This is a genomic window from Phenylobacterium sp. (assembly GCF_016124325.1).
GTDB lineage: Bacteria > Pseudomonadota > Alphaproteobacteria > Caulobacterales > Caulobacteraceae > Phenylobacterium.
This window is the reverse complement of record NZ_WGNY01000006.1, coordinates 66,217-90,769: the sequence shown is the minus strand read 5'-3', so window position 1 is coordinate 90,769 and position 24,553 is coordinate 66,217. Positions and strand designations below refer to the sequence as shown.

The window sequence follows — 24,553 nt, the reverse complement described above, 5'->3', positions numbered from 1 at the left end:
TTGCAGGAAGGCGGGGGCTATAGCGTCTCGGCCCGGCCGCCGCAAGCACCCAGCAGCCGTAGGCACGCGTCGGGAAGTTGGGCGTAGGCGTCGATCAGGGCGTCGGGGCCCATCTCCGCCGCCGGCGTGTCGGTGTAGCCGAAGCTGACCAGGATCAGGCCCGCTCCGGCGGCGCGGGCCGCCCCGGCGTCGGTGGCCGAGTCGCCCACCAGGATCGCCTGCGCCATCGTCCCGCCGGCCGCCTCGACCGCCGCCTGCAGATGCCGCGGGTCCGGCTTGGCGGCCGGGGCCGCGTCGGGGCCGACGATCGCGGCGAAATGGCCGGAGAGGCCCAGGCCGTCCAGCAGCGCCACGGACAGGTTGGTGGGCTTGTTGGTGCAGACCGCCAGCGTCGCCCCGGCCGCCGCCAGCGCCTCCAGCGCGGCCTCGCAGCCCGGGAAGGGGCGGCTCTCCTCGGCGATCCGGCCCAGATAGTGGGGGATGAAGCGGTCGAACAGCGCCTGGGCCCGTTCGGGCGCCAGCGGCTCGCCGGCTGCGGCGAACCCGCGCTCGATCAGCCGGCGCGCGCCGTGGCCGATGAAGGGGCGCGCCTCGATAAGGGGCAGGGCGGGCAGGCCCTCGTCGCGCAGCAGGGCGTTGAGCGTGCCGATCAGATCGGGCGCGGTGTCGACCAGCGTGCCGTCGAGGTCGAAGGCGATCGTCGCCCCCGCGAGCGCGTCACCCGCCATTCATCACCGCTGTCGCCGCATCCAGCCCCGCCGCATAGTCGGTGAGCGCCTCGGCGGTCAGGCCGATATAGGCCGTCGCATCGTCGAAGCGGCGCTCCTCGATCGCTTCGCGGATGCCCGGAAGCGTCTTGGCGCCGTAGCCGGTGAAGCGTCCGGGCGCGTAGATCATGTTCTTGTACCAGGGCCGGAAGGGCAGCCCCTTGTCGCGCAGCAGGCGCTGCTCCAGGGGCAGGAGGGCGGCGTCCAGCTTGCCCTTCTGCGCCGGGCTCAGCGACCCGCCCTTGTCGGCCAGGGCCATGTCGAAGGTCTTGGCCGCCACCTTGAGCTTGGCCACCGCCACGTCCATCGGCGCGAAGTCGAGCTTGGGCGAGGCGGCCAGCGGCTCGGGATCGGCGCGCGAGATCGTCGGATCGTCCGCCAGCTTGTAGTCGCCGGCCGCCAGCAGGCGGGCGCGGGCCGAGGCCTTCTCGGCCGTCGTGTCGGCCAGCTTCTTCACCTCGTCGAGATAGCCGCTCACCGTGTCGGCGAAGTCGCCGTAGCGCTGGACCGGCAGGTCGGCGTCGGCCAGCCGCATCACCATGCGCCCGGACAGCTTGGCCAGCGCGCCGGCGTAGGCGTGGCCGGGGTCCACGAAGCGGCTGTGGTGCTCGTAGGTGTCGTAGGCCGAGTGGTAGACGCCGCCCGACGAGCCCTCGCCGCCGAAGCCGACGTTGAACGAGGCCAGGCCCAGGTTCTGCAGGAAGGCGGAATAGTCCGAGCCCGAGCCCAGGGCCTGGATCGGCAGGTCGCTCTTCGGATCGGCGACCGCCTTGGCCTGGGCGACGGCGCGCGCGTTACCGGGCTCCTCCTCGGCCGTCACCAAAATCCGCGCCCGCGCTCGCGTGGCGACCGAGACGCCGGTCTGCGGGTCGGTGACGTCGGCCGCCACCTCGTTGACGAAGTGCTGGAAGGCGTGACTGCCGCCCACGCCCAGGAAGCCGCGGCCGTTGCCGTCGGAGTTGATGTAGGCGACCGCCTTGGCCTTGAGCTCGGCGGCGTGCGTCTCGGCCCATTCGGTGGAGCCCAGCAGCATCGGCTCCTCGGCGTCCCAGCTGGCGTAGACGATCGTCCGCTTGGGCTTCCAGCCCGACTTGTAGAGCGCGCCCAGCGCCTTGGCCTCGCCCATCATGGCCACGTGGCCCGACAGCGGGTCGCTGGCGCCGAACACCCAGCCGTCGCGGTGATTGCCGCGGACGATCCATTCGTTGGGGTTCTGGCCCTTTAGGGTGGCGATCACGTCGTAGGCCGGCTTCAGGCTCCAGTCGGAGACGACCTTCAGGTGGGCCTTGGCCCCTTCGCCCCCGCCCACGTGATAGGTGATCGGCAGCGCGCCGCGGAACGAAGACGGCGCCACCGGCCCGTCCAGCGCCTTCAGGAACACCTGGGCGTCGCCGTAGGAGATCGGCAGGACGGGGATCTTCAGCACGACCGGCGACTCTTCGCGGGTCAGCCGCTTGGCGTCCTTGGTGGAGCCGTAGCCGGGCGTCGTCGGATCGCCCGGGAAGGTGGTCATGTCGGCGACCGAGCCGCGCTGAAAGCCCTGGGGCGGCCGCGCCGCGCCGTCCGGATAGACGTCGTCCACCGCATAACCGTCGTCGTGGGGGTCGGAATAGATGATGCAGCCGACCGCGCCGTGCTCCTGCGCCAGCTTGGGCTTCAGGCCGCGCCAGCCGCCGCCGTAGCGGGTGACGACGATCTTGCCCTTCACCGAGACGCCCAGCCGTTCGAGGGCGTCGTAGTCGGCCGGCATGCCGTAGTTGACGTAGACCAGCGGGGCGGTGACGTCGCCGTCGCCCTGGTAGGCCACATAGGCCGGCAGTTCGTCCTTGGTGCGCGAGGAGCTCTCGTCGCCGGGCACGGGCCGCTCGGTGAGCGTGGCCTGGAACGGCGCGCCGGCGCCGGCCATGAGCTCCAGCGCCACCTCCTTGGGCGTCGGATAAAGCACCCAGAAGGTCTCGATCTTGGCGTCCCAGCCCCACGCCTTGAACTGGGCCAGCGTCATCTCCGCATTGGCCTTGTCGTGCGCGCCGCCCACCTGGTTCGGCTCGGCGGCCATGGTCTTGAGCCAGCCGCCCATCTCGGCCGGATCGATCATCCCGTCGAACTTCGCTTCCAGCGCCTTGTCGGCTCCGGCTTGCGCGGCGGGCGCGAGGGCGGCCAGCGCCCCGGCGCAGGCGAGGGCGGCGATACGCGATGATCTGGACATGTGAACTCCCCGACGAACCGGGCGCGACGCTACCCGCTTCTCGCGCCGCGCCACAAGGCTTGCTAAGCCGTGGGCCATGCCGGGACTCACGTCCGCCCAGGGGAGAGACGCATGAGCGCCAGAGCCGCCGTCATCATGGCCGCCGGCCATGGCACGCGGATGAAATCGGCCGTGCCGAAGGTCCTGCACAAGGTGGGCGGCCGGGCCCTCATCGACCGGGTGATCGACACCGTCCAGGCCGCCGGCTGCGAGCGCATCCACGTGGTGGTGGGCCCTGCCGGGCCAGTGCGCGCGCATGTCGAGGCCCGGCTGGGCCCGGGGGGCGTCGTCATCCAGGACCCGCCTCTCGGAACCGGTCACGCCGTGCTGTGCGCCGCCGATGCCTTGGCCGATTTCGGCGGCGACGTGCTGGTGATCAACGGAGACTGCCCACTGCTCCAGGCGGAGGACCTCGAGCACCTGTTCAGCCTGCGCGCCAAGGGCGCGGCGCTGGCGATCATGGGGTTCGAGCCCGCCGACGCCTTGCTCTATGGCCGCATCCTGCGCGGGGCGGACGGCCACGTGATCCGCGTCGTCGAACCCAGCCAGGCGAGCGAGGAGGAAAAGGCGGTCCGGCTCTGCAACGCCGGCATGTACCTCGCCGGCCGCCTCGACCTCTTCCGATGGCTCTCGCGGGTCGGCAACGACAACCCCAAGGGCGAGTACTTCCTCACCGGGATCATCGCCGAGGCGACCCACGAGGACGCCCTGGTGCGGGCCCACGTCGCGCCCGAGACCGCCGTGATGGGCGCGGACACGCCGATGCAGCTCTCCCAGGCCGAGGCGGTGTTCCAGGCGCGCCGACGCGAGTTCTTCCTGGCCCAGGGCGTGGCGATGACGGCGCCCGAGACGGTCTTCTTCGCGTGGGACACCGAGATCGCGCCCGGCGCCAGCATCGAGCCCTATGTGGTCTTCGCGCCGGGGGTGAAGGTGGCCGCGGGCGCCGTGATCCGGGCGTTCAGCCACCTGGAGGGCGCCGCGGTGGCGTCGGGCGCGCTGGTCGGCCCCTATGCGCGCCTGCGGCCGGGCGCCGTCATCGGCGCGGACGCCCACATCGGCAACTTCGTCGAGGTGAAGAACGTGAAGGTGGGCGCCGGCGCCAAGGCCAATCACCTGAGCTATCTGGGCGACGGTTCGGTGGGCGCGGGCGCCAACATCGGCGCCGGCACGATCTTCTGCAACTACGACGGCTTCTTCAAATACGAGACCCACGTGGGCGAGAACGCCTTCATAGGGTCGAACACCGCGCTGGTGGCGCCGGTGCGTGTGGGCGAGGGGGCCTATACCGGCTCCGGCTCGGTGATCACGCGCGACGTGGCGGCCGACGCCCTGGCGCTGGAGCGCGGGCAGCAGGCGGAGAAGCCTGGCTGGGCGGCGCGGTTCCGCAAGAAGATGAGCGAGAAGAAGGCGAAGAGAGCGAAGGTGGGGGCGTGAGCGACGCGGAAGCTCAGAAGCGGGCGGCCGGCGAGGCCGCCGCCCGCCTTGTCGAGAGCGGTATGGTCGTGGGGCTGGGCACGGGCTCGACGGCGGCCTGGTTCGTCCGCGCCCTGGCCGCGCGCAAGCTCGATATCCTCGGCGTGCCCACATCGCAGGCCACGGCGGACCTGGCCGCGGGCCTCGGCATCCGGCTGGGCGAACTGGGCGAGACGCGGACGATCGACCTCACCGTCGACGGCGCCGACGAGATCGGGCCCGGCCTTTCGCTCATCAAGGGCGGCGGCGGCGCATTGCTGCGCGAGAAGCTGGTGTGGGAAGCCTCCAAGTCGTGCGTCGTGATCGCCGACGCCGCCAAGAACGTGAAAACGCTGGGAAAATTCGCTCTGCCGATCGAGGTGGTGGCGTTTGGGCACAAGACCACGGCCGCGCGCATCTGCGACGCCCTGGCGGAATGCGAAATCGGCATGGCTCCCATACTTCGCCGAAGGGACGGCGAGCCTGTAAGAACCGACGGCGGAAACCTTATCTATGACGCACCCTGCGGGCGGATCGAGGAGCCGGCGGTCCTGGCGGCGGCGCTGAAGAGCGTCACCGGTGTCGTGGACCACGGCCTGTTTCTCGATCTCGCCGACCGCGCCCTGATCGGCGGCCCCGATGGAGTCGTCGAGCTCGACCCATAAGGAGGCCGCCGTGGCGGACTACGACTACGATCTTTTCGTCATCGGCGCCGGTTCGGGCGGCGTGCGCGCCGCGCGGCTGGCGGCCATGTCCGGCGCCCGGGTGGCGGTGGCCGAGGAGCATAGGGTCGGCGGCACCTGCGTCATCCGCGGCTGCGTGCCGAAGAAGTTCATGGTCTACGCCTCGGAATATTCGAAGAGTTTCGAGACGGCGCGCGGCTATGGCTGGAACCTCGGCGAGACCTCGTTCGACTGGCCGAAGTTCCTGATGGCGAAGGACGACGAGATCGCGCGGCTCTCGGGCATCTACGTCAAGAACCTGCAGAACGCCGGGGCCGAACTGGTCCACGGCAAGGCGCGCCTGAAGGACCGCCACACCGTCGAGGTCGATGGCTGCGGCGTCCGCACGGCGGCCAAGATCCTGATCGCCACGGGCGGACGGCCCTGGATGCCCGCCGACGTGCCCGGGATCGAGCACGCGATCAGCTCCAACGAGGCGTTCCATCTCACGGAGTTGCCCAAGCGCATCGTGATCGCCGGCGGTGGCTACATCGCCGCCGAGTTCGCCTGCATCTTCAACGGCCTGGGCGTCGACACCACGCTGGTGCACCGGGGCCCCAACATCCTGCGCGGCTTCGACGACGACGTCCGTTCGTTCGTCACCGAGGAGATGGAGAAGCGCGGCCTCAAGATCCGCCTGGGTTCGCGGATCGCGAACATCGAGAAGACGGCGTCCGGTCTCGCCAGCACTTGCGCCGACAACCACGTGCTGGAATCCGACGTCGTCATGTTCGCCCTCGGCCGCGAGCCCTACACGGAGGGCCTGGGCCTGGAGGCCGCGGGCGTCGAAATCGGAGAGAACGGCGCGGTGAAGGTCGATGAGTTCTCGCGCTCCAGCGTCGACAACATCTGGGCGGTGGGCGACGTCACCGACCGCATCAACCTGACGCCCGTGGCCATCCGCGAGGGCGCGGCGTTCGCCCAGACCGAGTTCTTCGACAATCCGACGAGTTTCGACCACGACATGGTCGCCTCGGCGGTCTTCACCCAGCCGCAGATCGGCGTGGTGGGGCTCTCCGAGGCCGAGGCCCGCCGCAAGCACGGCAAGGTCGACATCTACCTGTCGAAGTTCCGCCCGATGAAGGAGACCTTCTACGGCGGCCAGCAGCGGGCCCTTATCAAGCTCGTGGTCGAGCAGGGCAGCGAGCGCATCCTCGGCTGCCACGTCGTGGCCCCCGATGGTCCCGAGATCGTCCAGATGGCGGCGATCGCGCTCAAGATGGGCGTGACCAAGCCCCAGTGGGACGCCACCTGCGCGGTCCACCCGACCCTGGCCGAGGAACTGGTGACCATGCGCGAGAAGTACGCCGCGCCGGCGCTCGGCCAGGTCGCCTGAGGCGCCGGGCGCGAGCGAGGACGCGACGAATCCGTGAAAGCCTCGTATTGACCGCGGAAGCATGAACGCGACGACGGGGCAGGGCGACCGCCTGGGGGTCTGGTGCGGCTGGGTGCTGTGCGCCGCCGCCATCCTCACGCCGCTGCTTGCCTGGCTGGGTCCCTTGGCCTTCGCGCCGCTCGTCAGCCTCGTGGGCCTGCTCTGCCTGCCGGCCGTACGGATCGGCCCGCGTGACGCGCCGCTGGCCCTCCTGCTGATCCTGGCCGTGGGCTGGGCGGCCCTCTCCATCCTGTGGAGCCCGGTGCGGCCGCGCGAGCTGGAGGATATGACCGGGCTCAAGCTCGCCCTGCAGGCGCCGCTCTACTGGAGCGCCTGGTGCGCTGCGCGACGCGCAGATCCCATCGTCGCCGGCCGGGCGGCGCGGTGGTTCGCCTGGAGCCTCGCCGTACTGGGCGCGGTGATGCTGGTCGAGGCGGTGACCGGGGGGGCGATCTACCTGTCGCTGCGCCAGGCGATCGGCGACCCGATCCGGCCCGATCTCGGGCGCAAGAACCTGGCCCAGGGCAGCTTCGCCCTGGCCCTGCTGTGGCCCGTCGCCGCCGCGGCCGGGGCGCGGGCGGGGGCCTCGCCCTGGCTCGCGCTGCCGATGGCGGCCGGCTCGGCGCTGCTGGCCCAGCTCTTCCTGTCGGATGCGCCGGTGCTGGCCGTTGGCGTCGTGGCCTGTATCGCGGTGGTCGTCTGGGTCTGGCCGAATTCCGCGCCCAAGGCGCTGGGGGTGGGTGCGGCCGGCCTCGTTCTCCTGATGCCGCTGCTCGCCCTGGCCCTTGCCGCCTCCGGCGAACGCCTGCCGGAGTCCTGGGCTCAGCGGGTCGGCTACTGGTCGTACGCCATCGGCCGCATCGCCGAACGGCCCTGGACGGGATGGGGCCTGGACGCCAGCCGGTCCTTCAGCCCGCACATCCAGCTCCACCCGCACAACGGCTCGCTCCAGGTCTGGCTCGAACTCGGCCTGCCCGGCGCGGCCCTGCTCGCCCTGGTCTGGGTCCAGACCTTCCGGCGGCTCGCGCGGGACGACCGGAGCCTGCTCGCGCCCGCGGCGGCGGGGTCGGCGGCGGTCTATCTCTTCTTCGGCTCGGTCAGCTTCGGCGTCTGGCAGGAGTGGTGGTTGGCCCTTGGCGCACTGGCGGCGACGATCGTCGCCCTGGCCGAGCCGCGCATGGCCGGTTCCCGCCCCATCGACGCTCCGGTGCTTTCCGAGTAAAACGCCCGGCCCGCCGAAACAGCGGCGGTTCCGAGTTGAACAGATGACCGAGCCCTGGACGCCAGCCTCCTGGCGGGGAAAGCCCGCCAAGCACATCCCGACCGACTATCCCGACATGGCCGAGCTGAGCCGGGTGGAGACGACGCTGCGCAAGATGCCGCCGCTGGTGTTCGCCGGCGAGGCGCGGCGCCTCAAGGCGCTGCTGGGCGACGTGGCGGCGGGCAAGGCGTTCCTGCTCCAGGGGGGCGACTGCGCCGAGAGCTTCAAGGAATTCCACGCCGACAACATCCGCGACACCTTCCGGCTGATCCTGCAGATGGCGGTGGTGCTGACCTTCGCCGGCGGCAAGCCGGTGGTGAAGGTGGGCCGGATGGCGGGCCAGTTCGGCAAGCCGCGCTCGTCGCCCGTGGAGAAGCTCGGCGACGTGGAACTGCCCTCGTACCGTGGCGACAACATCAACGGCATGGAGTTCTCGCCGGAGTCCCGCGCGCCGGATCCGCAACGCCTGCTGCAGGCCTATGCCCAGTCCTCGGCCACGCTGAACCTGCTGCGCGCCTTCGCGGGCGGCGGCTACGCCGACCTCTACAATATCCACCGCTGGACCCTGGGCTTCGTCGAGGGCAGCCCGCAGGGCGCGCGCTATCACGAGCTCTCGGAGAAGATCTCGGAATCCCTGAGCTTCATGGCGGCGCTGGGCATCAACTCCCAGACCCACCCCACCATCCATCAGGTCGAGTTCTTCACCTCCCACGAGGGCCTGTTGCTGGGCTTCGAGGAGGCCATGACCCGCGTCGATAGCACCTCGGGCGAGTGGTACGACACCTCGGCCCACCTTCTCTGGATCGGCGAGCGCACCCGCCAGCTCGACGGCGCGCACGTCGAGTTCTTCCGCGGAATCCGCAACCCCATCGGCGCCAAGGTGGGACCGACGATGGAGGGCGACGAACTCAACCGGTTGATCGACGCGCTCAATCCCAGGGACGAGGCGGGTCGGCTGACGCTTTACGGGCGCTTCGGCTACGACAAGATCGCCGACCGCCTGCCGGGCCTGCTGCGCGCCACCAAGGGCCGCAACGTGGTGTGGGCCATCGACCCGATGCACGGCAACACGCTCACCGCCGCCACCGGCTACAAGACCCGGCCCTTCGACCGGATCCTGTCGGAGGTGAAGAGCTTCGTCGACATCTGCAACGCCGAGGGGACCCACCCCGGCGGCGTCCACCTGGAGATGACCGGTCAGAACGTCACCGAGTGCCTGGGCGGCGCGCGGGCCGTGGCCGAGGGCGACCTGGCCGATCGCTACCACACCCACTGCGACCCGCGCCTCAACGGCGAACAGGCGCTGGAACTGGCGTTCCTGGTGGCCGAGAAGCTCAAGGACGACCGGGTCGATCTGGCCCAACGGGTGGCCGCGAGCATCTAGCGAAGGCCGGTGGCTTGTGCCCGCGCCGCAACGCCCGGCGCGCGCGGGCGCCTTGCGGCGAGCTTCGCCTTGCCCATTTTTGACGACGGCGCCAGTGTCCGCGCCTCTTTGAAAACGAGGTTTGCGTCATGGACCGCGCCGCGGCCCAGCCGCCCGTCCTGCCCGGCGGGCGCGACAGTCCCGTCCGCCGTGATCTGGCCCAGCTGCTGACGCTGTCGGGGCCGGTGGTGGCGTCGCGCCTGGGCATCATGGCCATGGGCCTGACCGACGCACTGGTGGTGGGGAACTACTCGGCCCGCCAGCTCGGCTACCACGCCATGGCCTGGGCCCCGACCAGCGTGGTGGTGACCATGGCTGTGGGCCTGCTGACCGGCGTGCAGGTGATGACCGCGCGGCGGATCGGCGAGGGGCGGCGCGATCTGACCGGCGCGGTGCTGCGTCGGGGCCTGGTCTACGGGCTGTGGATCGGGGTTGTGTCGACGGCGGTGCTGCTGGCGCTGGGGCCGGCCTTCCTGCATTCGATCGGGCTGTCGCGCGACCTCGCCGAGGGCGCGACCTGGCCGCTGATCATCTTCTCGCTGTCGCTGCCGGGCTACACGATCAGCGTGGCCGCCGGCTCATGGCTGGAGGGACTGTCGCGGCCAGGTCCGGTGGCCTGGGCGATGTGGGCGGCCAATATCGTCAACCTGGGCCTGGACCTGCTGCTGGTGCCGGGGCGGTTCGGGCTGCCCGCCCTGGGCGCCGTCGGCGGCGGCTGGGCTACGGCCGGGGCGCGGACGTTCCTGGCCCTGGTGATGTTGATCTACATCGCCCGGATGCCCGAGGCGCGTGCGCTGGGGGTGTTCACGCGGCCCGAGCGCGACCGGCCGGCCGAAATCGAGCAGCGGCGGATCGGCTACGGCGCGGGCATATCGAACTTCTTCGAGGTGGCGGCCTTCGCCAGCATGAACATCATCGCCGGCTGGATCAGCGCCCTGGCGGTGGCCGCCTGGACCATCGTGCTGAACGTGGCCGCCATCGTCTTCATGGCGCCGCTGGGGCTGGCGACCGGCGCGGCGGTGATGGTCGGCAGCGCCTATGGCGCGCGCGATCCGGCGGGCGTGGTGCGAGCAGGCGTGGTTGCGTTCGCGGTGACGGCCATCTTCGGCGTGCTCGTCTCGCTGGCGATCTGGCCGGCGGCGGGGCTGATCAGCCAGGGCTATACGCGCGACGCGGCGACCATCGCCATGGCCGCGCCGGCGCTGGCGCTGACCTGCGTGTTCCTGACCCCCGACGCCCTGCAGGTGGTGACCGCCCAGGCGCTCAGGGCCCGCGGCGACGTCTGGCTGCCGACCATGACCCACATGACCAGCTACGTGGTGGTGATGATGCCGCTGGCCTGGTGGCTGGCGATCCCGCAGGGCATGGGCGTGATGGGCCTGGTCTGGGCGGTGATCGCGGCGAGCTTCCTGTCGGGCGGCCTGCTGCTGGGCCGGTTCGCGATGCTGGCGCGGCGGGATCGGCTGGCGGCGTGAAGAACCGCCGGGCCGCAAGTCTCCCGTCATCCCGGATCGCAGGTCGCTGCGCGCCCCGCGATCCGGGATGACGGCTGTTACTGCAGCGGGCCGGGCAGGGCGTAGGCCACCACCGTGTCGCCCCGCTTGGTGCCGCCCATGCCGTGGCCGCCTGCGGCGATGACCACGTACTGCCGGCCCTTCCAGACGTAGGTCATCGGCGTCGCCTGGCCGCCGGCCGGCAGCCGGCCCTTCCACAGCTCCTTGCCGCTCGCGGCGTCGAAGGCGCGCAGGTAGTCGTCCATGGCCGCGCCGATGAAGACGAGGCCCGAGCCGGTGGCGATCGGGCCGCCCATGTTGGGCACGCCGATCGTGCCAAGGAAGAGCTGCGAGCCCGGCGCCATGTCGCGTGTGGTGCCGAGCGGAACCTCCCAGAGGACTTTGCCGGTCTTCATGTCGATGGCGTGGAGCTGGCCCCACGGCGGCGGGTTGCAGGGCAGGCCGAGCGGCGAGAGCAGCACCTCGCGCTTCATGCCGAACGGCGCACCCTCCTGCGGCGAGACCTCCTTGCCGCGCTCCGCCTGCTGGGTGGCCTTGACCTTGCCGGCGGGGATAAGGGTGACCTTATGGATCATGCTGGAGGTGTTGACGTAGGCCACCTGCCGGCCGGCGTCGAAGGCCAGCCCGCCCCAGTTCACGCCGCCGCCCGTGAACGGGTAGAGCAGCGTCCCTTGGAGCGAGGGTGGGGCGTAGATGCCGTCATGCCGGGCGCCGGCGATGAGGTCGCGGCACTTGCCGCGATCCCAGGGCGTGAGGCCGTAGGCGTCCTTCTCCGAGATGCGGATCGGGCTGAGCGGCTTGGGCGCGACGGGGAACGGCTGGGTGGGCGAGAGCGTCTCGCCCGGCGCGCCGCCTTGCGGGACCGGCCGCTCCTCCACCGGGACCACCGGGGTTCCGGTGTCGCGAGCCAGGGTGAAGATCAGGCCCTGCTTGGTGGCCTGGATGACCGCCGGGGTCTTCGTCCCGCCGTAGTCGACCTCGGCGAGGGTTGGCTGGGCGGGGATGTCGTAGTCCCAGACGTCGTGGTGGGTGGTCTGGAAGCTCCAGGCGGGCGTGCCGGTTTCGGCGTCGAGGGCCACCACGGAATTGGCGTAGCCGCCCGCGCCGGGGCGCAGGCCGCCGAAGAAGTCCGGGCTGGCGCTGGAGGTGGGCAGGAAGACCAGGCCCCGCGCCTCGTCGCCCGACATGGGGGCCCATACGTTGGCCGCGCCGGCCTGGAAGCCCGGGCCCGCATTGGCCAGGGGGTCGAAGCCCCACTTCAGTTCGCCGGTCCGCGCATCGTAGGCCCGCACCGTGCCGGGCAGCTCGTGAACCCGCTGGTTGTCGTCCAGGGACGAGCCCACCACGACCACGCCGCGCACGACGACGGGCGGCGAGGTGATCTGCATCTGGCCGGGCCACTTCAGCTTCAGGCCGGCCCCGACATCGACCGTCCCATCCTGGCCGAAGCCCTTGCACAGCGCGCCGCTGGCGGCGTCCAGCGCGATCAGCCGGCGGTCGTCCGTCGGCAGGAAGATTCGGGACGCGCAAGGCGCGTCCGCCGGGGCCTGAGGATCGCGCCACGCGGTGACGCCGCGGCAGACGTTCTTGTTCGGATAGTGGGTCGTCGGATCCACCTTGGGATCGTAGGTCCAGAGCGGCTTGCCCGTGCCCGGGTCCAGGGCCGAGACGGCGTTGAACTGGGAGCAGACGTAGAGGCGGCCGTCGACGAGGATCGGCGTGTCCTCGAACGACGTGTGCTCAAGCTCCGCGCCGTGGCGCGCCGCCTCTCCGGTGGAATAGGTCCAGGCGACCTGCAGGTCCTTAACGTTCTGCGGGGTGATCTGGGCGGCGGTGGAAAACCGCTGACCGCCGGCGTCGCCACCGTAGTGGCGCCAGTCGGTGTCGGGGGCGCGGGCGACGGGCGCATTGCTCGCCGGCTGGCCGCAGGCGGCGAGGCCGCTCAGGCAGACGCCGAGCAGGGCGACGCGGAGGGAAGATGTCATGGTGGGCTCGCGGTGCAGATCGGGGATCGCCCCAGGACGCGCGCAGCCTAGACCAAGACCAAGCTGTTTGGGACAACCGGTGGAGCCGCCGGGACGCGCGGGGGAGCCCTCGCTAGGCGCCCGCGCCCAATATCCAGCCCTCTTCGCGTTCGGCGTCGAGCACGGCGTCGGCCGGGGCCGCCTTGTCCGGGCCGAACAGCGCGCCCAGCCGGTTCGCCTCGTCCAGCCGCGCGAAGTGCTCGGCGGTGGTGCGCACCTGGGTCAGGTCCTTCACCTCGCCCGGCGCGCCCTGGGCCTTCAGCAGCGACGGATAGACTTCGGCCGCCACCACGTCGACGCCATCGAGATCGGCCTCGGTCAGCGGCTTGAAGCCCGTCTCGAACGGCCAGACCCTGAAGGCTTCGCCGCGCGCCTGTTTGAGCCGCCGCACGAACGGGATGCCCAGGATCGCCTGACCGCCCACCGAGCCGTTGTAGTAGAGCTTCCAGATCGAGGCGGCCCCCTTGGCGGCGACGTCGGCGTGGCGGAACTCCGGCAGGTCGTCGGGGCCATGCGGGCGGGTGCGCTTGGGTTGCAGCGTGGTGAGCGCGTCCTTGGGCGGGCAGCCCCAGAACGGGAAGGGGCCGCCGGTCAGGCGCCGGTTGATCTCCGAGCCCACGCCGAAGCGGTTGTTGGTGTTGTCGGCCTTGTCCTTGACCATCTTGGCGAGCTGATCCCACGTCGCCTGCCATGGGGTCTCGCCCGGCAGGTTCAGCGCCGAGGCGAACCCGCGAGGGAAGCCCAGCGGGAAGTCGAAGCCCACCAGCGCGCGCTCGCTGCGCTTCTTCAGGTCGTCGAGGATGGCGTTAAGCCGCGTTTCGGCTTCGGCCCGGGTCGCCGGGTTGAAGCTCTCGAAGGCCATGCGGAAGCGGATGTCGCGCTTCAGCACGCCGATCCAGACGGAGTCGGCGCCGGTGGTCGGCTTCGCAGCCGCGCTCCAGTCGACGATCACATAGGCGCTGAAAAGGCGCGGCACGAACAGCTCCGCTGAGGTTCGAGATAGGGAAGACGCCGAGGGTTCTACGCCCTCGGCGCGGACGGTCCAACGCTCAGGCGAGCTTGACCAGCATCTTTCCGAGATTGGCGCCCTGGAACAGGCCGACGAAGGCCTCGGGGGCCTTGCCGATCCCCTCGAACACCGTCTCCTTCCAGGTGACTTTGCCCTCGCGAACCCACTGGGCGAGGTCGCGCTGGAAGGGCGCCATCATGTCCCAGTGGCTGGAGACGATGAAGCCTTCCATCCGCAGCTGCTTGCCCACCATCTGCACGAGGTTGCGGGGCCCAGGCGGCGGCTCGGTGGCGTTGTACATCGAGATCGCACCGCAGAGCGCGAAGCGGCCGAACGGCCGGGCCGCGGCGAGGGCCGCCTCCAGGTGTTCGCCGCCGACATTGTCGAAATAGACGTCGATGCCGTCGGGCGCGGCGCGCATCAGGGCCGCGGTCAGGTCCTTCTCGGCCTTGTAGTCGATCACCTGGTCGACGCCGATCTCCTTCAGGAACGCCACCTTGTCGGCGCCGCCGGCCGAACCGATCACGGTGTGGCCCTTGGCCTTGGCGATCTGGGCGACCATCGAGCCGACGGCGCCCGCCGCGCCGGAGACGAAGACGATGTCGCCGTCCTTGAGTCCCGCGATCTTGAGCAGGCCCGCGTAGGCGGTCAGGCCCGGCATCCCGGCGGCGCCCAGGAACGTCTGGGGCGGCAGGCCAGCTGGGTCCAGCTTCTGCACCGCGGCCGCCGGGGCGTTGAAGCCTTCCCGCCACCCGAAGTTCGACTGCACGAGGTCGCCCGGCTTCAGATTCGGATCGCTCGAGGCGGTGACCTCGCCGATGGCCCCGCCTTCCAGCGCCTTGCCGAGCTGGAACGGCGGCACATAGCTCTTCACGTCGTTCATGCGCCCGCGCATGTAGGGGTCGACGGTCATCCAGAGGTTCTTCACCTGCACCTCGCCGGCGGCGGGGGCGGGGAGCTCGACCGTGGCCATTTCGAAATTGTCGGCCTTCGGCAAACCGCTCGGACGGCTCTTCAGGCGGATCTCGCGTACGGCGGTCATGGGCGTCCCTCCAGGATCATTGGTTCAAACGCTTGTAAGACCCTCGCCGGGTGGCGTCGAGGCCGCGGGGTGTGATAGGGCCGCGCCGACTTGGAGAGCCCATGGCTGAGACCCTGCGAGGCGGCGTGATCGGCGCCGGCGTTTTCGGCGGCTATCATGCAAGGCAGTACGCGCGCCTGCCGGGCGTGACCCTGTCGGCCGTCTTCGATCCGCACCCCGAGCGCGCCGCGGCGGCGGCGATGCCCCTGGGGGGGCGGGCCTTTGCCGATTTGGACGCCTTCCTGGCGGCCGTCGACGTGGTCACCGTGGCCTCGCCCGCGGTCTTCCACGCCGAACAGGCGCTGGCTGCGATCGCGGCGGGCAAGCCGGTCTATATCGAGAAGCCCGTGGCGGTCAGCGTGGCCGACGGCGAGAGGTTGCGCGCCGCGGCTGCGCGGCAGGGCGTGGTGGTCGCCTGCGGCCACCAGGAGCGGGTGATGTTCCAGGCCATGGGCCTGCTGGATGTTCCGGAACAGCCGCTGTTCCTTGAGGCGCTGCGCCATGGTCCGCCGTCCGAGCGCAGCCGCGATGTGACCGCCGTGCTGGACCTGATGATCCACGACCTCGACCTGGCGCTGCGGCTCGCGGCGGGCGAACCGGTGACGGCCGAGGCGGATGGCGCGCGCGGGCCGGATGGGGTCTGGGACAAGGTGGCGGCCGAAGTGACCTTCGACGGCGGCTGCACGGCGCGCTTCGATGTCTCGCGCATGGCCGAGGCGCGGCGGCGTGTCATGCGGGTCGTCTACCCCTCGGGCGAGGTGGAGATCGACTTCGTGGCCCGGACCTTCCGCAACACCACGCCGTTCGCGCTCAACGCCGACTACGCCGAGACGCCGGCCGCCCGCGATCCGCTGGGCGTCAGCGTGGAGAGTTTCCTGATGGCGGTGCGCGGCGAGGCTCCGCGGCCGGTGGTCACGCTGGACGAGGCGATCGCGGCCCTCGATCTGGCGATCGCGGTGGAACAGGCGTTGGAGGACGCCGCGTAAGCGGGCTAGCCTCCCCCACAAATTCAGGGAGCCCGCCATGTCCAGCGCCTACGACTATTCGTTCGACAAGATCGACGGCGGCCCGCTGCCGATGACGACCTTCAAGGACAAGGTGGTGCTGGTGGTGAACACCGCCAGCAAGTGCGGCCTGACCCCCCAGTACAACGGGCTGGAGACGCTCTACTCCGACTACAAGGACAAGGGGCTGGTGGTCCTGGGCGTGCCCTGCAACCAGTTCATGGGCCAGGAGCCCGGGACCGAGGCCGAGATCCAGACCTTCTGCTCCACCACCTTCGGGATCGACTTCCCGATGACCGCCAAGGTCGAGGTGAAGGAAGCGGGGCGGCACCCGTTCTACGCCTGGGCCGAACAGGAGCTGGGCGAGCCCGCCGTTCCGGTGTGGAACTTCCACAAGATCCTGGTGGGCAAGAACGGCGAGGCCCTTCAGGCCTTCGGACCCCGGACCGAGCCGCAGGACGAAGGCCTGATCAAAGCGATCGAGGCCGCGCTTTAGTTATTGACGTCGACGACCACGCGGCCGCGGACCTTGCCGTCGAGGATCTCGGCGCCCAGGCGTGGCAGGTCGGACAGGCCCGCGCTGACGGTCATCGCCTCCAGCTTCGAAAGATCGAGGTCGCGGGCCAGGCGTGACCAGGCCTCCACGCGGTCGGGGGCGGGGCGCATCACGCTGTCGATCCCCGCCAGCGTCACGCCGCGCAGGATGAAGGGCGCGACCGAGCCCGGCAGATCCATGCCCTGGGCCAGCCCGCAGGCGGCGACGGTTCCGCCGTAGCGCATCTGCGAGAGCACATTGGCCAGGGTGTGGCTGCCGACGGAATCCACGGCGCCGGCCCAGCGCTCCTTGGCGAGCGGCCGGGCGGGGCCTTGGAGGCCGGCCGCATCGATCACCTCCGCTGCGCCGAGGCCCTTGAGGTAGTCGCCCTCGGCCCCCGCCCGTCGCGACGAGGCGACGACCCGGTAGCCCAGCTTCGAAAGCAGGGCGATGGCGACGCTGCCCACCCCGCCGGCGGCGCCCGTGACCAGCACCTCGCCCTTGTCGGGCCCGACGCCCAGGCGCTCCAGCGCCAGGACGCAGAGCATCGCCGTGTAGCCGGCCGTGCCGATGGCCATGGCCTGGGCGCTGGAGAGGCCCTCGGGCGCCTTCACCAGCCAGTCGCCCTTCACCCGCGCCACCTGCGAATAGCCGCCGTGGTGGGCCTCGCCCACGCCCCAGCCGTTCAGGATCACGCGGTCGCCGGGATGGAAGCCCGCGTGGGACGACGACTCGACCACGCCGGCGAAGTCGATGCCCGGGATCAGCGGCCAGACCCGTACGACGGGCGACCGGCCGGTGAGCGCCAGGCCGTCCTTGAAGTTCATCGTGGAGTATTCGACCCGCACGGTGACGTCGCCGTCCATCAGGTCGTCCGGGGTCAGGTCCTCGAACCTGGCCTCCTGGCCGGCCTCGGTCTTGTGCAGGCGCAGCGCGCGGAATTGGTCGGGCATCAGGCGTCTTCCTTCTTGGCGGCGGGCGTCAGGCCGAAGCGTTCGCCCCGGCGATGCCGGACGGCGAGGTCGACGGTCAACAGGCGACGTTCGCCGGGCACGCGCATGTCGTGGCCCGGCATCCACATCATGGCCATGTAGTCGCCGAGGGAGTCCTCCACCGCATTGGTGAACCCCTGATGGTCCTGCGCCTTGTTCATGTGCAGCTTGGCGAGGCGCAGATATTCCGGGCCGTTCTCGGCCACGCGGCGCGCCCAGGCCAGCGCCTCGCGCTCCAGGTCGCCCGGCGGCAGGACGCGATTGACCAGGCCGTACGCCTGGGCCTCGTCGGCCGAGATGAAGCGGCTTTCGAAGACGAGCTCCTTGGCGCGGCGGACGCCGATGTCCCAGGGGATCGACATGTACTCGACATAGCCGGCCAGGAACTGGGCGTCGTCGGCGGCGAACACCACGTCCATGGCGGCGGCCAGCATCCAGCCGGCGTAGATGCAGTAGCCCTCGACCACCGCCAGGGTGGGCTTCTCGAAGTTGCGCCACTTCAGGAGCAGGTCGAGGTTGTACTTCTTGAAGGCGTCGTAATAGCGCACGCCGCCGTCGCCGATCTGCTGAGCCCGGAACGCGGCCCCCTCGGGCGTGCCCAGGTCGTGGCCCGTGGAAAACACGCCCCCGGCGCCGCGGATCACCACCACACGGACCTCGGTGTCGTCGCGGGCCAGATCGAAAGCCCGGTCGATTTCGTCCAGCATCCGCCAGCTCTGGGCGTTGCGGTACTTGGGCCGGTTCAGGGTGATGATCCCCAGGCCGTCCCCGGCCTCGTAGAGAATGTCCTCGAAGTCCATGGCGGCGCTTCCCCTTGGTGCTTTTGGGCGAGACTATAGGCCGTGGGACGGAGCGAGGGAGGCGCAGATGTCGGAAGCCGCGGAGTTGGTGGCGAACTCGCTGGAACTCGTGGCCGAGCGGATCGGCGATCCTGCGCCGCAGGTGTTCGCCAGGCTCTTCGCCGAGTTCCCCGACGCCGAGGAGCGGTTCGCCCGGGACGTCACCGGCGCGGTTCGCGGCGAGATGCTGGCGATGGTGTTCGGCGTGCTGATGGATCCTGACGGGCCCTATCAGGCGAACCTGGTGAAGACGGAGCGTGTGAACCACGACGGCTTCGGCACGCCGAGCCACGAGTTCGACCGCTTCTTCGACATCGTGCGCGACACCTGCCGCGAGGCGCTGGGCGTGGAATGGACCGATGCGTTCGACGCCGCCTGGACCCGGCAGATCGCCACCGTGCTCGCCGTCACCAAATGAAAAGGGCGCCCCGCCTTGCGGCAGGGCGCCCCGATCGTCAGTGGATCCGCCGCGCCTAGAAGAAGCGGTACTGCACCTCGATGCCGTAGGTGCGCGGCGGGTTCAGTTCGTAGGTCGAGTTCACGCCGAACACGCCCGAGAACCCAGGCTGGCCGGGCGTCAGGCCAGCGCTGCGCGTCGCCCCGGTGCCGTTGGCGTAGCCCTCGGTGTTGAAGATGTTCTTGGCGAACGCGATGACCGTGTACTTGTTGTCGGCGTCGCGCCAGGTCAGACGGGCGTCGACCTGATCGAACGACGGAGCCTTGTAGTACGAGCGGTCGAAGATGCTGCCGTACTGGGCGTCGCGCCACACATAGGTGGCGGTGGCCGTCAGGCTGCCCGGCTCGAAGTTCCAGGTGTAGTTGCCGCTCACCGTCACCCGGTTCTTGGCCGAGTTCGGCAGGCTGTAGCCCTTCAGATCCTGGAAGTACTGCGGCCCGGCGCAGAAGCTGTCGGTGACCCCCGCCAGCCTGGTCTGCCGAGCGCCCGGCTGCAGCGCGCAGGAGTCGGCCGGGTCGATGGCCTGCCCCTTGCGCACTTCGGCGTTGAGATAGGAGTAGTTCGCCAGGATCTGCAGGTTCTCGATCGGCTGCCAGATCGTCTCCAGCTCGAGGCCCATCGAACGCGCCTTGGGCACGTTGAACAGGATCGAGTTCGAGGTCGCGCCGGCGGTGGCCGACGGCTGCGACAGCGGCACCTGGGCGTTCTTGTAGTCGTAGTAGAAGACGTCGCCGTTGATCTGGAACGTGCGGCCGATGTTGGCCTTGAACCCGATCTCGTAGGAGTCGAGCGTCTCCTTCTCGGTCCGCGGGTCGGCGCCGAGCGAGGTGTCGATGCCGATACGGAAGCCCCCGGCCTTATAGCCGCGGCTGTACTTGGCGTAGATCATCATGTCGTCGTTCGGATCGTACTGGAGCCCGAACGTGCCGGTCATCGCCTTCCAGGTGTCGTCATAGAGGCGGGTCTTGAAGCCGGTGACCGGATCGTAGGTCGTGGAGACCACGCCGTCGCCGCCCACCAGGCCGATGACCGGCGTCACGTCGATCGGAAGGGTCGGATGCAGGGTGCCGGGCGCGAAGATGATCCGCGTCTTCTCATAGCCGTGCTTGTGGTCCTCGCCGTAGCGCAGGCCGATGGTGGTCTTCCATTGCGGCGTGAACTGCCAGTCGATCTGCGTGAAGATCGCCTTCGACTCGATGTTGAAGTGCGGCCGGTCGTCGTACGGGCGGCGCAGGCTCGTCGAGGGCGCAAGGCCGCCGGCGGCGCTGGCGACGATCCCGTCATAGCGGGTTTCGCCCGGCAGCTGGGTGAACACCGGCTGGTCGTAGTCTTCGTGGTAGAGGAACGCCCCGATCACGTATTGGAACGGTCCGTCGCCCGTCGAGATGATGTTCACCTCGTGGCTCCACCACCGCTCGCGCTCCTGATAGTCGAACGCGTAGGTCGTGGGATAGGTGATCGGCGCCGTCGTCCCCGCCAGGCAGCCCGGGATCGCCGCGGCCGGCAGGGTGTAGCAGGTCGAGTACGAGACCACGCCGGTCCGGTCCTGATCGCCGGTCAGGAAGTAGTGGTACTTCGTGCCGCCGGCGATGTACTTCACGTCGAAGTTGTCGAAGTGATAGTTGAACTGGCTGGCGAAGATGACCGTGTTGGTCAGTCTCACCGTGCCGGGCGTGTTGAAGCACTCCGTCCGGACATCCTTCAGCGCCGGGTTGGTGGCCGGGCAGCCTGTGACGACGTTGGTCGCCAGGCCGCTGTAGGCGAAGCCGGCCTGCGGCACGAGATTGTCCCGCTGAGACTGCTGGGCGACCGTGTAGTTCCAGGGCTCCCAGCTCGAACGTGAACCGGGACCGCCGCCGCCGTTGTTCCAGTGGATCAGGCTGACCTTCATCCAGGCGTCGAAGCGCTCGCTGAACTGGAATTGCAGCTGGCCCTCGAAGAAGGTCGTGTCGATGACCCCGCCGTCGTCAGGCGTGCCGGTGGTGCTGACGTTGTTGAACCAGCCCTTGGTCTGCTTGTCCCAGTTGCCGACGACCCGGAACTGCATCCAGTCGGTGATCGGACCGGAGATCGCGCCTTCCAGCAGATGGCGGTTGTAGTTCGCATAGGTGCCGCGCACCTCGGCGTACCAGTCCTCGGTGGGCTTGCGCGAGACGACGTTGATCGCGCCGCCGATGGAGTTGCGGCCGTAGAGCGTGCCTTGCGGGCCGCGCAGCACCTCGAGGCGGTCGATGAAGATCGGCGTCTCGCCGGCCTGCACCGTCGATGTCGAGTAGATTCCGTCCGAGTACACGGCCACCGAGGAATCGGCGGCGTGTGAGTTGTTCAGGCGTCCGACGCCCCGCAGCGAGATGCGGTCGGTCTGCGTGGAATATTGCAGGCCTGGCGTAAAGTTGGTCATGTCCTGGACGGTGTTGATCCCGACCAGGTCGCGCTTCTCGGCCGTGAAGGCCGAAATGGCGACCGGGACGTCCTGCAGGCTCTGTTCCCGCTTTTCGGCGGTCACCACCAACTCTTGGATTGTGCTGACTGATCCGGAACTCGTCTGCGCATGAGCGGATGCGCTAACGAGGGCGCCCAGCAACGCGCTGGACGCCAGCAAATAATGCTGGAACTTCATGAAACTGCCTCCCCGCAGCATTTTGTTGAGCGCTATTTGTTGCGCTTCGGAAAAGAGGCTGAAGCAGGCCTGCCGGGACGTCAACGCAAATGATGAACGTTGATAAGCGAAATGCCATGAAACGGTGGGCGTCCCTGAACGTCGGACACCTTGTGATGGCAGCACTCAACGAACGGGCGAGCCGAACTCGGGATCGCGGGAAGCTACCAAGACTTGTAATTTCTTCCGGGAAAACCTTTGAGGGCGCGCCGGGGGCCGCGCGCCCGCTGAATCCAGGCCCTAGAAGAACTTGTGCTGCACCTCGATCCCGTATGTACGCGGCGGCGCGATCGAGTAGGTGCTGAAGATCCCCCCGTTGACCCGCACCGGCGCCAGCGTCGCCGGATCGACGCTCGTGCCGACGAAGCGGTTGCCGAACGCGCCCGCGTCATAGGTCAGGTCGTTGAAGAGGTTCTTCACGAAGACGATCACGCGATCCTTCTGGCTTTCCGAGGTCCAGGTCAGCCGCGCATCCACCTGGCTCCAATCTGGAGCCTTGTTGTAGCTGCGGGTGAAGAGGGCGCCGTACTGGACGTCGCGGTAGATGTAGCTCACCGAGCCGACCAGATTGCCGCCCATCACCTCATGCCAGGTGTAGCTGGCGTTCAGCGCCAGCTTGTTCTTGGGCGCGTTCGGCAGGCGCTGGCCATGGAGGTCCTGGCTGCGCTGCATGACGCCGATGCCGGCGACCACCCAGGGATCGCACGGCGCGCCGCCCGCATAGGTGGGCGTGCAGGTCGCCAGCGCGCCGATCGGCTGGGCGCCCGGCTCGATCGCGGCGGGGTCGGCGGTGTCGAGCGCCGTGCCGGTCTTCACGTAGGCGTCGTTGTACGAGTAGCTCAGCAGGAGCTGCAGGTTGTCGATCGGCAACCAGGTGATCTCGGCCTCGAAGCCCTTCGAGATCGATTTCGGCACGTTGTAGAAATTGGTCGAGACCTGGCCGAAGCCGGAGAACACCGAGATCGGCACCTGGAGGTTGTCGTACCGGTAGTAATAGGCGGCCAGGTTGGCCTGGAGGTTCGGGCCGATGTCCTTCTTCAGGCCGATCTCGAACGAGTCCACCGTCTCCTTCTGGGCATAGGCGTTCGGCGCGAGGAAGGTGAAGATCCCCACGTAGAAGCCGCCCGACTTGTAGCCACGGCTGTACTTGAAATAGGCGTTGGTGGAGGGGTCGGGTTGCCACTCGATCCCCGCGGTGCCGGTGGTGGCCTGCCACGTCGCGTCGTAGCTGCGCTGGGCGAAGCCGGTTTTGGGGTCGAAGCTGACGGGCGTGGTGATCCCGGGCGGCAGGGGGTCGCCGGCCGCCGGGATGAAGACCGAGAAGCCCGTGATGTCGGTCACCGGGACGGCCGAGCCGAACACCTCGCCAGGCACGCCGTAGCAGGTGGCCGCCGCCCAGCACAGGATGCGGACCTGCTCCGTGCCCTGCTTGCGGTCGTGGCTGTAGCGGAGGCCCAGCGTGGTCTTCCACTCGGGCGTGATGTTCCAGTCGATCTGGCTGAAGAACGCGTACGAGGTTGCTTCCGAACGCGGCCGGTTGTCGTAGCGGCGCGGAAGGCTGGGCGGGCATGTCCCGCCTGTGTTGGCGCAGAAGACGCCCGGCGCCAGGAACGGCCCCGTCCATTCCGACTGCTGGGCGAACTCGGTATAGACGGGCTGGTTGATGTGCTGGTTGAAGTAGTAGGCGCCGACCACGTACTGGAATGGGCTGTCCCAGGTGGAGATGATGTTGAGTTCGTGGCTCCAGAACTGGTTGTACTCGCGATAGAGGAAGCTCTCCTGCGGGAACACCCGCTGTCCGCTGGCCAGGGTGTAGAACGTGACCGGGGTCGCCGATGCGTTGCCCAGATTGCCGCCGGCCGTGTTGGTCGGCCCGCTGAGCCGGTAGTGGTAGTTCACGCCGCCGGTGACGTATTTGATGTCGAAGTCCTTGGCGTGCCAGGTGAGGTGGAGCGCCTCGGTATTGTAGACGGGCAGGCGGACCCGATAGTTGATCGCCCGCGCGATCGTCCGCGCCGCGCTCTTCGAACGTCCGTCGGGATCGTAGCCCGGGTTGGTGCAGCCCAGCGGCGAGACGTTGACCACATTGCCCACGCCGAAGCCGGTGCTGCAGCCGTAGCCCGAGTTGAGCTGAATGCCGTTCGGTCCGAACTCCCAGGTGGGGAAGGGGGCGTTGGTCCAGCCCTCCGACTGGCTGCCCGGGCCGCCGGCGCCGTTGTGCCACACGCCCTGGCCGTACTTCATCCAGACGTCGAGCTTGTCGTCGAAGAACTTGCCCTGCAGCTGGGCTTCCACGAACCACTGGTTGATGACCCCGCCCTCGCCGGGCATGCCGGGCACGATGTTGTCGACCCAGCCCTTGGTCTGACGCTCCCAGTTGCCCGCCAGCCGGAACTGGACGTTGGGAATGAAAGTCGGGCCTGAGACCGCGCCTTCGAGCGTGCCGAAGTCGTAGTTCTGATAGCGGGCGCGGACCTCGCCGAACCAGTCTTCGGTTGGCTTCTTCGAGATCTCGTTGATCGCCCCGCCGATCGAGTTGCGGCCGTAGAGCGTGCCTTGCGGCCCGCGCAGCACCTCGACGCGATCCAGGAACAGGGTCGAGCGGCCGGCTTGCACGGCGAACGTCTCGTAGACGCCGTCGTTGTAGTTCGCCACCGCGGCGTCGCCGGTCAGCACGTTCGTGAGGCGGCCCACGCCACGCAGCGAGATCCGGTCGGTCGAGCTGTTGTAGACGAGGCCCGGCGTGAAGTTGGTCATGTCCTGGATCGAGTTGATCCCGACCAGCTCGCGCCGTTCGTCGGTGAAGGCCGACACCGCGACCGGCACGTCCTGCAGGCTCTGTTCCCGCTTTTCGGCCGTCACGACCAGTTCCTGGATCGTGGCGACGTTGGCGGAACTCTGAGGTCGCGCGCTCTGCGCATTCGCGGACGTCGCGACCACCGCGGCCAGCAGGGCGCTGGACGCGAACAGACTTGGCTTGAACCCCATTGGAACTGCCTCCCCGCAGCTTGCGGGCGCTTATCTGCTGCGCCTCAACGGGAGGCTGAAGTAGGCGGGGCAAGTCGTCAACGGAATCCCGCTGAGTTATCTATGATAACTGACGGCGTATATCATGTATTCGAATCCAATGGGGATTCTGGTACTTTATTGGGGTTGTCATGAGACGGCATTCGGGTGAACGTAAGCGCCATTGG

The 24,553-nt window shown here is 69.2% G+C and carries 18 protein-coding genes; 9 read left to right on the top strand and 9 right to left on the bottom strand.

What is annotated here, in order from left to right:
- Positions 1 to 17: 17 nt before the first annotated feature.
- Positions 18 to 728 carry a phosphoglycolate phosphatase gene (gene gph, locus GC203_RS02295; protein WP_293450921.1) on the bottom strand — a complete coding sequence of 237 codons (711 nt, stop codon included), beginning with the start codon at positions 726 to 728 and terminating at the stop codon, positions 18 to 20.
- On the bottom strand, positions 718 to 2,973 hold the full coding sequence (locus GC203_RS02290) for a transferrin receptor-like dimerization domain-containing protein (protein WP_293450919.1): 2,256 nt from the start codon (positions 2,971 to 2,973) through the stop codon (positions 718 to 720). The genes gph and GC203_RS02290 overlap by 11 nt, the downstream gene beginning before the upstream one ends.
- A 111-nt stretch (positions 2,974 to 3,084) precedes the next feature.
- Between GC203_RS02290 and glmU the strand changes: the two genes are divergently transcribed.
- The 6 genes from glmU to GC203_RS02260 all read left to right on the top strand — a co-directional run bounded on the left by glmU (position 3,085) and on the right by GC203_RS02260 (position 10,720).
- Positions 3,085 to 4,446, top strand: a complete 1,362-nt coding sequence (gene glmU / locus GC203_RS02285; RefSeq protein ID WP_293450917.1) for a bifunctional UDP-N-acetylglucosamine diphosphorylase/glucosamine-1-phosphate N-acetyltransferase GlmU — start codon at positions 3,085 to 3,087, stop codon at positions 4,444 to 4,446.
- Entirely contained in the window at positions 4,443 to 5,129 is a 687-nt protein-coding gene (gene rpiA / locus GC203_RS02280; protein WP_293450915.1) for a ribose-5-phosphate isomerase RpiA, read from the top strand. Before glmU ends, rpiA begins: the two co-directional genes overlap by 4 nt.
- Before the next feature lie 10 nt (positions 5,130 to 5,139).
- Positions 5,140 to 6,522 (top strand): glutathione-disulfide reductase, encoded by a 1,383-nt coding sequence (gene gor, locus GC203_RS02275; protein WP_293450913.1) that lies wholly within the window; start codon positions 5,140 to 5,142, stop codon positions 6,520 to 6,522.
- A gap of 61 nt (positions 6,523 to 6,583) precedes the next feature.
- Positions 6,584 to 7,783, top strand: a complete 1,200-nt coding sequence (locus GC203_RS02270; protein WP_293450911.1) for an O-antigen ligase family protein — start codon at positions 6,584 to 6,586, stop codon at positions 7,781 to 7,783.
- 43 nt (positions 7,784 to 7,826) lie between these two features.
- Positions 7,827 to 9,206, top strand: a complete 1,380-nt coding sequence (locus tag GC203_RS02265; RefSeq protein WP_293450909.1) for a class II 3-deoxy-7-phosphoheptulonate synthase — start codon at positions 7,827 to 7,829, stop codon at positions 9,204 to 9,206.
- A 128-nt stretch (positions 9,207 to 9,334) separates the two neighbouring features.
- The gene (locus tag GC203_RS02260) at positions 9,335 to 10,720 is read left to right on the top strand and encodes an MATE family efflux transporter (protein WP_366501336.1); all 1,386 of its coding nucleotides are present in this window, start codon (positions 9,335 to 9,337) and stop codon (positions 10,718 to 10,720) included.
- Between the two features lie 77 nt (positions 10,721 to 10,797).
- On the opposite strand, the gene GC203_RS02255 is transcribed toward GC203_RS02260, so the two are convergent.
- The 3 genes from GC203_RS02255 to GC203_RS02245 form a co-directional block, all read right to left on the bottom strand.
- On the bottom strand, positions 10,798 to 12,744 hold the full coding sequence (locus tag GC203_RS02255; protein ID WP_293450907.1) for a pyrroloquinoline quinone-dependent dehydrogenase: 1,947 nt from the start codon (positions 12,742 to 12,744) through the stop codon (positions 10,798 to 10,800).
- A gap of 112 nt (positions 12,745 to 12,856) precedes the next feature.
- Positions 12,857 to 13,759, bottom strand: a complete 903-nt coding sequence (locus GC203_RS02250; protein ID WP_293450905.1) for a cobalamin biosynthesis protein CbiG — start codon at positions 13,757 to 13,759, stop codon at positions 12,857 to 12,859.
- A gap of 73 nt (positions 13,760 to 13,832) precedes the next feature.
- Complete coding sequence (locus GC203_RS02245) at positions 13,833 to 14,834, bottom strand: NADP-dependent oxidoreductase (RefSeq protein ID WP_293450903.1); 1,002 nt, start codon at positions 14,832 to 14,834, stop codon at positions 13,833 to 13,835.
- A gap of 101 nt (positions 14,835 to 14,935) precedes the next feature.
- Between GC203_RS02245 and GC203_RS02240 the strand changes: the two genes are divergently transcribed.
- Both GC203_RS02240 and GC203_RS02235 read left to right on the top strand, forming a co-directional pair.
- Entirely contained in the window at positions 14,936 to 15,859 is a 924-nt protein-coding gene (locus GC203_RS02240; RefSeq protein ID WP_293450901.1) for a Gfo/Idh/MocA family oxidoreductase, read from the top strand.
- A 37-nt stretch (positions 15,860 to 15,896) separates the two neighbouring features.
- Positions 15,897 to 16,373, top strand: a complete 477-nt coding sequence (locus tag GC203_RS02235; protein ID WP_293450899.1) for a glutathione peroxidase — start codon at positions 15,897 to 15,899, stop codon at positions 16,371 to 16,373.
- Here GC203_RS02235 and GC203_RS02230 read toward each other — a convergent pair.
- Together GC203_RS02230 and GC203_RS02225 are read right to left on the bottom strand one after the other, a co-directional pair.
- On the bottom strand, positions 16,370 to 17,365 hold the full coding sequence (locus GC203_RS02230; protein ID WP_293450897.1) for an MDR family oxidoreductase: 996 nt from the start codon (positions 17,363 to 17,365) through the stop codon (positions 16,370 to 16,372). The two genes, GC203_RS02235 and GC203_RS02230, sit on opposite strands and share 4 nt — an antisense overlap.
- Positions 17,365 to 18,204 carry an enoyl-CoA hydratase-related protein gene (locus GC203_RS02225; protein ID WP_293450895.1) on the bottom strand — a complete coding sequence of 280 codons (840 nt, stop codon included), beginning with the start codon at positions 18,202 to 18,204 and terminating at the stop codon, positions 17,365 to 17,367. Before GC203_RS02225 ends, GC203_RS02230 begins: the two co-directional genes overlap by 1 nt.
- 67 nt (positions 18,205 to 18,271) lie before the next feature.
- Between GC203_RS02225 and GC203_RS02220 the strand changes: the two genes are divergently transcribed.
- A complete protein-coding gene (locus GC203_RS02220) occupies positions 18,272 to 18,661 on the top strand; it encodes a globin (RefSeq protein WP_293450893.1) in 390 nt (129 codons plus the stop codon).
- 55 nt (positions 18,662 to 18,716) lie between these two features.
- Here the strand turns inward: GC203_RS02220 and GC203_RS02215 are convergent, their stop codons facing one another.
- Positions 18,717 to 21,206, bottom strand: coding sequence for a TonB-dependent receptor (locus tag GC203_RS02215; RefSeq protein WP_293450891.1), 2,490 nt, complete (start codon positions 21,204 to 21,206; stop codon positions 18,717 to 18,719).
- 393 nt (positions 21,207 to 21,599) lie between these two features.
- Positions 21,600 to 24,347: a TonB-dependent receptor gene (locus GC203_RS02210; RefSeq protein WP_293450889.1), complete on the bottom strand. Its 2,748-nt coding sequence runs from the start codon at positions 24,345 to 24,347 to the stop codon at positions 21,600 to 21,602.
- Positions 24,348 to 24,553: the final 206 nt, after the last annotated feature.

What these genes read in the sequence shown, in the direction of transcription:
- GC203_RS02230 (WP_293450897.1), bottom strand. Translation starts at nt 17,365, where the DNA reads ATGCCCGACCAATTCCGCGCGCTGCGCCTGCACAAGACCGAGGCCGGC.
- GC203_RS02265 (WP_293450909.1), top strand. Translation starts at nt 7,827, where the DNA reads ATGACCGAGCCCTGGACGCCAGCCTCCTGGCGGGGAAAGCCCGCCAAG.
- GC203_RS02210 (WP_293450889.1), bottom strand. Translation starts at nt 24,347, where the DNA reads ATGGGGTTCAAGCCAAGTCTGTTCGCGTCCAGCGCCCTGCTGGCCGCG.
- GC203_RS02245 (WP_293450903.1), bottom strand. Translation starts at nt 14,834, where the DNA reads ATGACCGCCGTACGCGAGATCCGCCTGAAGAGCCGTCCGAGCGGTTTG.
- glmU (WP_293450917.1), top strand. Translation starts at nt 3,085, where the DNA reads ATGAGCGCCAGAGCCGCCGTCATCATGGCCGCCGGCCATGGCACGCGG.
- GC203_RS02225 (WP_293450895.1), bottom strand. Translation starts at nt 18,204, where the DNA reads ATGGACTTCGAGGACATTCTCTACGAGGCCGGGGACGGCCTGGGGATC.
- GC203_RS02270 (WP_293450911.1), top strand. Translation starts at nt 6,584, where the DNA reads ATGAACGCGACGACGGGGCAGGGCGACCGCCTGGGGGTCTGGTGCGGC.
- GC203_RS02235 (WP_293450899.1), top strand. Translation starts at nt 15,897, where the DNA reads ATGTCCAGCGCCTACGACTATTCGTTCGACAAGATCGACGGCGGCCCG.
- gph (WP_293450921.1), bottom strand. Translation starts at nt 728, where the DNA reads ATGGCGGGTGACGCGCTCGCGGGGGCGACGATCGCCTTCGACCTCGAC.
- GC203_RS02240 (WP_293450901.1), top strand. Translation starts at nt 14,936, where the DNA reads ATGGCTGAGACCCTGCGAGGCGGCGTGATCGGCGCCGGCGTTTTCGGC.
- GC203_RS02255 (WP_293450907.1), bottom strand. Translation starts at nt 12,744, where the DNA reads ATGACATCTTCCCTCCGCGTCGCCCTGCTCGGCGTCTGCCTGAGCGGC.
- GC203_RS02220 (WP_293450893.1), top strand. Translation starts at nt 18,272, where the DNA reads ATGTCGGAAGCCGCGGAGTTGGTGGCGAACTCGCTGGAACTCGTGGCC.
- GC203_RS02290 (WP_293450919.1), bottom strand. Translation starts at nt 2,973, where the DNA reads ATGTCCAGATCATCGCGTATCGCCGCCCTCGCCTGCGCCGGGGCGCTG.
- GC203_RS02260 (WP_366501336.1), top strand. Translation starts at nt 9,335, where the DNA reads ATGGACCGCGCCGCGGCCCAGCCGCCCGTCCTGCCCGGCGGGCGCGAC.